Origin of the sequence: Nocardia abscessus NBRC 100374 (assembly GCF_000308455.1) — a bacterium.
In the GTDB taxonomy this organism is placed as follows: domain Bacteria; phylum Actinomycetota; class Actinomycetes; order Mycobacteriales; family Mycobacteriaceae; genus Nocardia; species Nocardia abscessus.
Window position 1 is genome coordinate 320,163 of record NZ_BAFP01000139.1, and the last position, 9,333, is coordinate 329,495.

Consider the following 9,333-nt stretch of genomic DNA (forward strand, 5'->3'; position numbering starts at 1 on the left):
GTAGTCCGTCGCCGGCCCGCGGATGGCCGGAGCGAAGGCGAAGGTACGTCATACCCACACGACCACGGCATTTTCGGGGATACTTGTCGGCGGGAGACCGCCGGTAACGGGTATGTCCCCGGGCAGAACTGAGGGAAAGGAAGCTCCACGTCGTGGATGCGCGTTCGGCTGCGCTGGTCCGCGCCAATTTCCGTTCGGTGATCGAGTCGCCGAACGGACCCGAGCGGTTGGTCAGTGCGTTCTACGGACATTTGTTCGCCGAGAACCCACGGCTGCGCGAATTGTTCCCGCCCGCCATGGAGATGCAGGCCAAGCGGATCGCCACAGCCATCCAGTACGTGCTCGATCACCTGGAGGACTGGGACCGGGCGCAGAAGTTCTTGGAGCAACTCGCCCGCGACCATCGCAAGTACGGCGTGGAGGCCGCGCACTACGATGTGGCCGGCCGCGCGCTGCTCGCGGCGTTCCGCGCCTACAACGGCGCGGCCTGGCACCGGGGCCTGGAGGAGGGCTGGCGCGACATCACCATCCTGATCTCCGCCTCCATGGCCATCGGGGCCAACTCCGACAAGTCGCAGCCGGTGTGGGAGGCCACCGTGGTCGGCCATCGCCGCGTGCTCGAGGACCTGGCCATCGTGCGCCTGCAGTCCGACGGGCCGGTGCCCTACCAGGCCGGGCAGTACGTGCCGGTCACCATTCCGCAGCGCCCCAAGATGTGGCGCTATTTCTCCCCGGCGATCCCGTCCAACCCTTACGGCGAGATCGAGTTCCACGTGCGCAAGATCCGCGGCGGCTGGGTGAGCCCAGCGATCGTCAACGAGACCAGGGTCGGCGACCGGTGGCGGATCGCGGGCCCGCTCGGCGGACTGCGCGTCGACCGGGACAGCGGCCGCGACGTGCTCATGATCGGCGCGGGCACCGGCATCGCCCCGCTGCGCGCCCAGCTGATCGAGATGGGCCAGCGCGGCATCAACCCACGGGTGCACTTCTTCATCGGCGGCCGCTACCCCTGCGACCTGTACGACGTGGAGAACATGTGGCAGCTCTCGCAGAGCAACCCGTGGCTCACCATCGTTCCGGTCTGCGAGCAGAAGACCAATCCGTGGTGGTACCCGCATCCACCGCAGGACGCACCGTACGGCATGCATCGGCGCCTGATCGGTAACCTTGGCGCCGTGGTCGCGAGCTTCGGCGCGTGGGCCGACCGCCAGATCCAGATCGCCGGCTCGGCCCGGATGATCGCGGACACCCGGCGCGCGCTCATCGCGGTCGGCACGCCGGAGCAGAACATCAGCTGCGACCCTGTGTAACGAAGGAGGCCCCGTTGGGGGATCCGAGCATGCTCGGTAACGGTGCGCATCAGGCGCCCGAGTGGACCTCGACCGTCGTCGGTCATCATCGGCTGCGTCACGATCTCGCGGTGATCCGCCTGATCGGCGAGTTCGTGCCGTTCGCCGCGGGTCAGTCGGTCGAGGTGCGGGTGCCACAGCATCCCGGTGTGCGGCGCAGGCTTTCGCCCGCGCTGCCGCCCTCGCTGGACGGCAAGCTGGAGTTCCACGTGCGCACCGTCCCGGGTGGCTGGTGCAGCGGCGCGATCGTGGCCGACACCCAGCCGGGCGACGAGTGGCGGATCGGCGCTCCGCTCGGCGGGTTCTGGGTCGACCCGGACGGCGACGAGGTGGTGATGATCGCGGGCGGCACGGGATTGGCGCCGATGCGCGCGCAGATCCTGGAACTGGCGCGCAAGCCTTCGCCGCCGCCCACCTACCTCTTCGTCGGTGGGCGCTCCCCCCGCGACCTGTACGCCGCGGACATGCTGTTCCTGCTGGCCGGTGAACTGCCGTGGCTCACCGTGATCCCGGTGGTGGAGACCCCGCACGACCCGGACTGGATCGACGAGTGGTACGAGCAGTCCCGCGTCGACATCGGCTTCCCACCGGACGACCTGCTGTACGGCACACTCGCCGACGTCCTCGGCTCGCACGGCGCGTTCCGCGAGCACCAAGTGCTCGTCTGCGGCTCCCCCGCCATGGTCCAGACCACCGTCGACCGCCTCCTCGAAACCGGAACACCCCCGGAACGAATCCAATTCGAAGGACTCTGAACAACTCCGCAACCTGAATCGCCAGTCATCCGGATGACAGCCCGCACCGAACGCGGCGGCCATGCCTATCGCAACCACGTCAGCCCAACCCCGGGCACGAACGAAGCGAGACGAGCATTGCCCGTTCGCGGCGACGCAAGCCACGAGGGACCGCGAACACCCAGCGACAGGCCCCGGAAAAACCAACACAGCCCGGCGCGGTCCGAGCGGCCGCCGCGTCCGCGATAAAGGAGCAAGCGGCGGTCACTCGGAAACGAATCAGGTCGGCCGCGAACACCCCACGCCGCACGCCTTGGAAAACCAGCACCGTCCGGCGCGCGTCCGAGTGACCGCGCCGACGACAAGGCCTCCCAGAGAACGCACCCTTTCGGCGGCTATCCGTTGACGGCGCACACCTAGCCTCGCGCATACCATCCCCACGCAACCACATCAGCCCAACCACCGGTTTCGAGCGAAGCGAGACCTAGCATGCGCCGTTCGCGGCCCGGCTCGCGTCCGAGCGGCCGCCGCGTCCGCGACGAAGGAGCAAGCGGCGGTCGCTCGGACGCGAGCCATAAGGGGGCCGCGAACACGCCGCGACGAAGTCGCGGCCAATCAAAAGAGCGGGTCGTGGCGGATGTTCTTCGCGAGCGTTCCCGCCGCCATGAGGCGGAACTTGGTGGTCTGCACCATCGATGGTGATCCGACGATCTGTACGTCGCGGTCGGACCAGGCGCCGAAGCTCGCGACGACCTTGCCGATCTGGCCGGTGACGCGGGGTTCCAGGCCGGGCCACGTGGTGCGTGGCTCGTCGGGTTCGGCGTACCACCATGGGTTTTCGTCGTGTTCGCTGACCGGCGTGACGGTGAGCCAGCGGTTGGCCATCGCCAGTTTGCTCAGCGTCTCCAGGTCGTAGAGGTCGCACGGGTGGTGGCCGCCGACGAACAGGTGCACCTTCGGATTGGTCCGCCGCATCGCCATCGCCATGAGCTGCGCACGCAGCGGCGCGATTCCGGTGCCGCAGCCGACCATCAGCATCTTGCGTTTGGTGTTGCGCGGGATGCCGAGGCCACCGAGCGGTGAGCCGAGCAGCCATTGGTCCCCGACGACAGTCTGGCCGACGATGGCCGAACTGACCCAGCCGCCCAGCACGCCGCGGACGTGGAACTCGATCTCACCGTTGGCGTTCGCGGGCACGGCGGGTGAGAGGTAGCGCCACATGCGCGGCCGTGACGGGATCTGCACGCTCAGGTACTGGCCCGCGGCGTAGGACATCGGCTGGTCCAGTTGCAGCCGGACGATGACCAGGTTGCGCAGCACTTCGCGGCGTTCGATCACGGTGCCGGTCCATGCCGACGGCGTGGTCTCCTTCTCCGCGGCGCCGATCATGGTGTCGGCGATGATCTTCAGGCCCTCGTCCCAGGCGCGGTCGACCTCGTCGGTCCACATCTCGGTGCCCGCGAAGACCTTGACGGCGGTCTTCAGCGCAGTGGACACGGCGGTGTAGTGCGCGGGCTGCACGCCGTACTTGCGGTGGTCCCTACCGAGTTGGGCGAGGAACGGCAGCAGTTTGTCGGGCTCCTCCAGCCGGTCCAGCGCATAGGAGATCGCCTTGACCAGGCGATCGCGCTGGGCGTCCATCGCGGCCGGGAAGAAATCGCGGACGTGCGGGTAGTCGGTGAACAAGATCGCGTAGAACGATCTCGCCAGTTTCTCCGGCCCCCCGTCTTCCGCAGCAACCGCCTTGAAGGTCGTTCTTATCAAAGCGACAGTGCGTGAATCCATTGATCTCACAACCCCATTTCGCACTCGTTCACCAACCATGCCGACGAGTGAGATGCTGCTGGGCCACTCGACAGCAGCCGATGGGAAGGAGTGTAGGCGAGGTTTGCCAGCTACGGAATCTTTCGATTGGACATCACGCGTGTAATTTCGTCAAAACGAGGATATCCAGCGAGACACGCCAGAGAAACCGACTGCAAGACGGTAGATATGCCGCAAAATCAGTCGAAGGATCACCGAATTCGCAAGGGTTGCTTAGGAATTTACGTCCCGATTGGTCTGTTCTAGCGACACCAGGGCAACACCGCTGCGGCCGAATAGAGTTCGATCCGGGCAAACCGCGCCGATACCATCGGCCAATCTATGGTGAAAATGTCCAGTTGATTCGACAACGAAATATCCTCTGCCGTACCGCTTACGCCAAACATGTTCTGGTTTACTGTCAGCAAATAATCGGTGGTAGCGGGCGCGAAACGACGACGGCCCCGGCCTCGAATCGCGCTGTGCGACCGGAGGCCGGGGCCGTCGTCGTCGTGCCGTTATCGCCGGTGCCGACCGTCTTCGCGACGATGGCGCGGCTGCCAGACCACCAACGCGGTACTGCGTTGCGGCGGGGCGAGATCGGGACGGTATCCGGCCCGCGTCCGCTCCAACTCGGCCGACAGTTCCGCCACCTGCTGGCGCAGTTCCTCCACCTGATTGGTCAGTTCGATGATGCGCTTGATGCCCGCCAGGTTGACGCCCTCGTCCTGGGACAGCCGCTGCACCTCGCGCAGCAGCTCCACGTCCCGGGCCGAGTAGCGCCGCCCGCCGCCCGAAGTACGTTGCGGCGTGACCAGTCCGAGACGGTCATACGTGCGCAGCGTCTGCGCGTGCATGCCGGCCAGCTGGGCTGCCACCGAGATCATGAAGAACTCGGCGCGGGCCCCGCCGGACGCGCTCTTCGGTTCCGAGGACATCACGCACCTGCCCATCCCGCACGTGGATCGAAGCCGCCGGCCCGCTCGGCCTCCTGGTAGCGCTTGAGGGCCTCGACGGCGTCGCCGTCCAGCTTCTGCGGCACCGCGACCTTCACCGTCACCAGCAGGTCTCCGGCGCCGCCGCCGCGCTTGGGCACGCCGCGGCCGCGCACCCGAAGGATGCGGCCGTCGGCGGTACCCGGAGGCACCTTGACGCCGACTCGCCCGTCCAGCGTGGGCACCGAGACCGTGGTACCGAGGACCAGTTCACTGTAACTGACCGGCAGCACCAAGGTCAGGTCGTCGCCGTTGCGGCCGAAGACCTTGTCCTGGCTGACGTGGACGGTCACGTAGAGGTCGCCCGACGGCGCCCCGCGCAGGCCCGCCTCGCCCTGACCGGCCAACCGGATCCGTTGCCCGTCACCGACTCCGGGGGGAATCCGCACCGTGATGGTGCGCGTGCGGTTCTGGATGCCGTTGCCGTGGCAGTCGACGCACGGGTCGTCGATGATCGAACCGCTGCCCCGGCACTCGTCGCACGGCTCGCTGAAGCCGAACGCGCCCTGGTTGCGGCTGACCACCCCGGTCCCGTTGCAGATCGGGCAGACCCGCGGGCTCGTGCCCGGTTTCGCCCCGCTGCCGTGACACGTGGTGCACGGCGACGGGCTGGTCATCCGCAGCGGAACCGTGACGCCCTGGGCGGCCTCCCGGAAACCGAGCGTCGTCTCGGTCTCCACGTCGGCGCCGCGGCGGGGGCGGCTCGAGGTCCGCGTGCCGCCCCGGTTGAACAGACCGCCGAGCAGGTCGCCGAGGCCACCGTCGCCGGCGCCGGCGCCGCCGAAGATGTCCCCGATGTTGAACTCCTGCGAGAAGCCGCCGCCCGCACCGGGACCGAACCCACCGCGACCGTAGCCGCCACCCGCGAAGAGCTTGCGGGTGTCGTCGTACTCTTTGCGCTTGGCCGGATCCGACAGTACGGCGTGCGCCTCGCTGACGGCCTTGAACCGCTCCTCGGCTTTGGTGTCACCGGGGTTGGCGTCCGGGTGCAGGTCGCGCGCGAGCTTGCGATAGGCCTTCTTGATCTCGTCCTGCGAGGCGCCGGAGGAAACACCCAGCTCCTTGTAGAAGTCCTTTTCGATCCACTCCCGTTGGCTCACCGAGCATCTCCTCCTCTCGCGTCCTTATTGTTCGTTCGCGCCGGCATCAACATCCGATGCCTCTTCGGTCGGTTGATCCGCGTTTTCCGTCAGATCGGCTACGCCGTCGGTTACCCCGACCAGCGCGTGCCGAAGCACCCTATCGCCGAAGCGATAGCCTTTGCGCATCACAATGCCGATCACCGGATCGTGGCCGGAGCCCTCGTGCTGCACGGCCTCGTGCAGGGTCGGGTCGAAAGGCTCGCCCTCCGAACCGAACTCCTCGAGGCCCTGCTTGAGCAACGCGGCCGACAGCTTGTCGGCCACCGACCGCAGCGGACCGGACTCCAGATCACCATGCGCCCGAGCGCGGTCGAGATCATCGAGCACGCCGAGCAATTCGGTGACCACCGACGCCTTGGCGGAATCGATCGCGGCCTTGCGGTCGCGCTCGACCCGGCGCCGGTAGTTGGCGTACTCCGCGGTCAGCCGCTGCAGATCGGAGGTGCGCTCGGCGAGCTCGCCGCTGATCGTGTCGGCGAGCGCCTGGGCGTTGCCGCCGTTGCCGGTCTCCGCACCGTTGCCCGACTCCGGGGCCTGCGCGGCCGCGGCGCCGTTGTCCGCGGCCGGCTGGCGGATCTCACCGGTCTCCGGGTCGATCTTCCGGTTGTCGACGAAGGTGATCGGCTCCTTCTCAGAGTTGCCCTCGGTCACTTCTTCTCCGTGTCGACCGGCTCGTCCACGACCTCGGCGTCCACGACCTGGTCGTCATCCTGCGCGCCGCTCGACGCGCCGTTGCCCTGCGCCGCGGCGTCCGCGGCGGAGGCCTCGTAGATGGCCTGGCCGAGGGCCTGCGACTCGGTCGCCAGCTTCTCGACGGCTGCCTTGACCGCGGCGATGTCGGTGCCCTTGAGGGCCTCGTTCGCTTCGGCGATGGCCGCCTCGACCTTGGTCTTGACGTCCGCGGGGACCTTGTCCTCGTTCTCCTTGATGAACTTCTCGGTCTGGTGCACCAGCGACTCGGCCTGGTTGCGGGTCTCGGCCTCCTCGCGGCGGGCCTTGTCCTCGGCCGCGTGCGCCTCGGCGTCCTTGACCATCCGATCGATCTCCTCCTTGGACAGGCCGGAGCCGTCCTGGATCTTGATCGTGTTCTCCTTGCCGGTGCCCTTGTCCTTCGCGGTGACGTGCACGATGCCGTTGGCGTCGATGTCGAAGGTGACCTCGATCTGCGGCACGCCGCGCGGGGCCGGCGGGATGCCGGTCAGCTCGAAGGAGCCGAGCAGCTTGTTGTGCGAGGCGATCTCGCGCTCACCCTGGAACACCTGGATCTGCACCGACGGCTGGTTGTCGTCGGCCGTGGTGAAGGTCTCCGAGCGCTTGGTCGGGATGGTGGTGTTGCGCTCGATGAGCTTGGTCATCACGCCGCCCTTGGTCTCGATGCCCAGCGACAGCGGGGTGACGTCGAGCAGCAGGACGTCCTTGACCTCACCCTTGAGCACACCGGCCTGCAGGGCGGCGCCGACGGCGACGACCTCGTCCGGGTTCACGCCCTTGTTGGGCTCCTTGCCACCGGTCAGTTCCTTGACCAGGTCGGAGACGGCGGGCATCCGGGTGGAGCCGCCGACGAGCACCACGTGGTCGATGTCGGACACCTTGATGCCCGCGTCCTTGATCACGGACTGGAACGGCGCGCGGGTGCGGTCGAGCAGGTCCGAGGTGATCTTCTGGAACTCGGCGCGGGTCAGCTGCTCGTCCAGGAACAGCGGGTTCTTGTCCGCGTCGACGGTGATGTACGGCAGGTTGATCGAGGTGCTCTGCGAAGAGCTCAGCTCGATCTTGGCCTTCTCGGATGCCTCACGCAGCCGCTGCATGGCCATCTTGTCCTTGGTCAGGTCGATACCCGAGCTGGCCTTGAACTTGTCGACCAGCCACTGCACGACCCGCTCGTCCCAGTCGTCACCACCGAGGTGGTTGTCGCCGGAGGTGGCGCGGACCTCGACGACGCCCTCGCCGATTTCCAGCAGCGAGACGTCGAAGGTGCCGCCACCGAGGTCGAAGACCAGGATGGTCTGTTCCTTGTCGCCCTTGTCCAGGCCGTAGGCGAGCGCGGCCGCGGTGGGCTCGTTGACGATGCGCAGGACGTTCAGGCCCGCGATCTGGCCTGCTTCCTTCGTGGCCTGCCGCTGGGCGTCCTCGAAGTAGGCGGGCACGGTGATGACCGCGTCGGTGATCTCCTCACCGAGGTAGGACTCGGCGTCGCGCTTCAGCTTCATCAGCGTGCGCGCGCTGATCTCCTGCGGCGTGTACTTCTTGCCATCGATCTCGACGCTCCAGTCGGTGCCGATGTGCCGCTTGACCGAGCGAATGGTGCGGTCGACGTTGGTGACGGCCTGGTTCTTGGCCGGCTGGCCGACCAGCACCTCGCCGTTCTTCGCGAACGCGACGATCGACGGGGTGGTGCGCGATCCTTCCGAGTTGGCGACGACGACCGGCTCGCCGCCTTCGAGAACGGCGACGACCGAGTTCGTGGTCCCGAGGTCGATTCCGACCGCACGAGCCATAGTGGTTCCTCCTAGTTGACGTACCGATGTGTGTAGGTGCCGGGGCGAACAACCGCCCTGCGACGCCCGGTGAAGGACGCCGCGAGACCTCGCCCCTAGCACCTCACGGAGCACGGCCCCAGCAACACTGAGCGTGGTCGGCTCAATCCTGCACCGCAGGAGTCCCGGAGTCAACCGAAACTTGAGCCATCCACACTCAATCTTGTCGAAAAGCTCAACGGGCGACTCCCGCGATTAATTCCCGACCGGCGGCACGAGTGTGCGCGGGCAGTTCCCCACGGTGGCCTCGGTTCCCTCTTGATACCGTCGGCTGCCCTGGCAGAATCGGCGCTCATGGACGCACCGGCGACGCCTTACCACTGCGATGGCGAGGGCGACTACGACGTTTTGCAGTGGGACACCCGAGCGGACTGTGAAGTGCGCCAGATCCTCGACCGGGTCGCCGACAAGTGGTCGCTGCTGGTGATCGCGCTGCTGGATCAGCGCAGTCTGCGGTTCACCGAACTGAAGCGCGCCATCGACGGCGTCAGCCAGCGGATGCTCACCAAGACCCTGCGGTACCTGGAGCGCGACGGCCTGGTGCGGCGCACCGTGTACCCGACCATCCCGCCGCGGGTCGACTACGCGCTCACGCCGCTCGGCGCGAGCCTGCACACCACGATCAATGCGCTGGTCACCTGGACCGAGACGCATCAGAACGAAATCGCCTCGGCCCGTTACGCCTACGACCGCCGTGCGGCCGAGGAAGCCACGGTGGGCGCTACCGCGCAGTAGGGTGACGGCGAGCGGCCCGGCCGGACCGCCGTGCGCCG

The 9,333-nt window shown here is 67.4% G+C and carries 8 protein-coding genes; 3 read left to right on the top strand and 5 right to left on the bottom strand.

Features of this window, described 5'->3' with window-relative positions; all coding sequences use genetic code 11:
• Window positions 1-152: 152 nt before the first annotated feature.
• Together ON19_RS29080 and ON19_RS29085 are read left to right on the top strand one after the other, a co-directional pair.
• The gene (locus ON19_RS29080; RefSeq protein WP_043699565.1) at window positions 153-1,310 is read left to right on the top strand and encodes an FAD-binding oxidoreductase; all 1,158 of its coding nucleotides are present in this window, start codon (window positions 153-155) and stop codon (window positions 1,308-1,310) included.
• Window positions 1,311-1,339: 29 nt separating this feature from the next.
• Window positions 1,340-2,104, top strand: coding sequence for an FAD-binding oxidoreductase (locus ON19_RS29085; protein WP_043699567.1), 765 nt, complete (start codon window positions 1,340-1,342; stop codon window positions 2,102-2,104).
• 594 nt (window positions 2,105-2,698) lie between these two features.
• Here the strand turns inward: ON19_RS29085 and ON19_RS29090 are convergent.
• From ON19_RS29090 to dnaK, 5 genes are all read right to left on the bottom strand, one after another.
• Window positions 2,699-3,868 (bottom strand): globin domain-containing protein, encoded by a 1,170-nt coding sequence (locus ON19_RS29090; RefSeq protein WP_043699569.1) that lies wholly within the window; start codon window positions 3,866-3,868, stop codon window positions 2,699-2,701.
• Between the two features lie 536 nt (window positions 3,869-4,404).
• A complete protein-coding gene (locus ON19_RS29095; protein WP_043699573.1) occupies window positions 4,405-4,824 on the bottom strand; it encodes a heat shock protein transcriptional repressor HspR in 420 nt (139 codons plus the stop codon).
• Window positions 4,824-5,981 carry a molecular chaperone DnaJ gene (dnaJ, locus tag ON19_RS29100; protein WP_043699575.1) on the bottom strand — a complete coding sequence of 386 codons (1,158 nt, stop codon included), beginning with the start codon at window positions 5,979-5,981 and terminating at the stop codon, window positions 4,824-4,826. The genes ON19_RS29095 and dnaJ overlap by 1 nt, the downstream gene beginning before the upstream one ends.
• A 24-nt stretch (window positions 5,982-6,005) precedes the next feature.
• A complete protein-coding gene (gene grpE / locus ON19_RS29105; protein ID WP_043699577.1) occupies window positions 6,006-6,674 on the bottom strand; it encodes a nucleotide exchange factor GrpE in 669 nt (222 codons plus the stop codon).
• Complete coding sequence (dnaK, locus tag ON19_RS29110) at window positions 6,671-8,521, bottom strand: molecular chaperone DnaK (protein ID WP_043699579.1); 1,851 nt, start codon at window positions 8,519-8,521, stop codon at window positions 6,671-6,673. The genes grpE and dnaK overlap by 4 nt, the downstream gene beginning before the upstream one ends.
• A 333-nt stretch (window positions 8,522-8,854) precedes the next feature.
• Between dnaK and ON19_RS29115 the strand changes: the two genes are divergently transcribed.
• Complete coding sequence (locus ON19_RS29115; protein WP_043699581.1) at window positions 8,855-9,295, top strand: winged helix-turn-helix transcriptional regulator; 441 nt, start codon at window positions 8,855-8,857, stop codon at window positions 9,293-9,295.
• Window positions 9,296-9,333 lie beyond the last annotated feature (38 nt).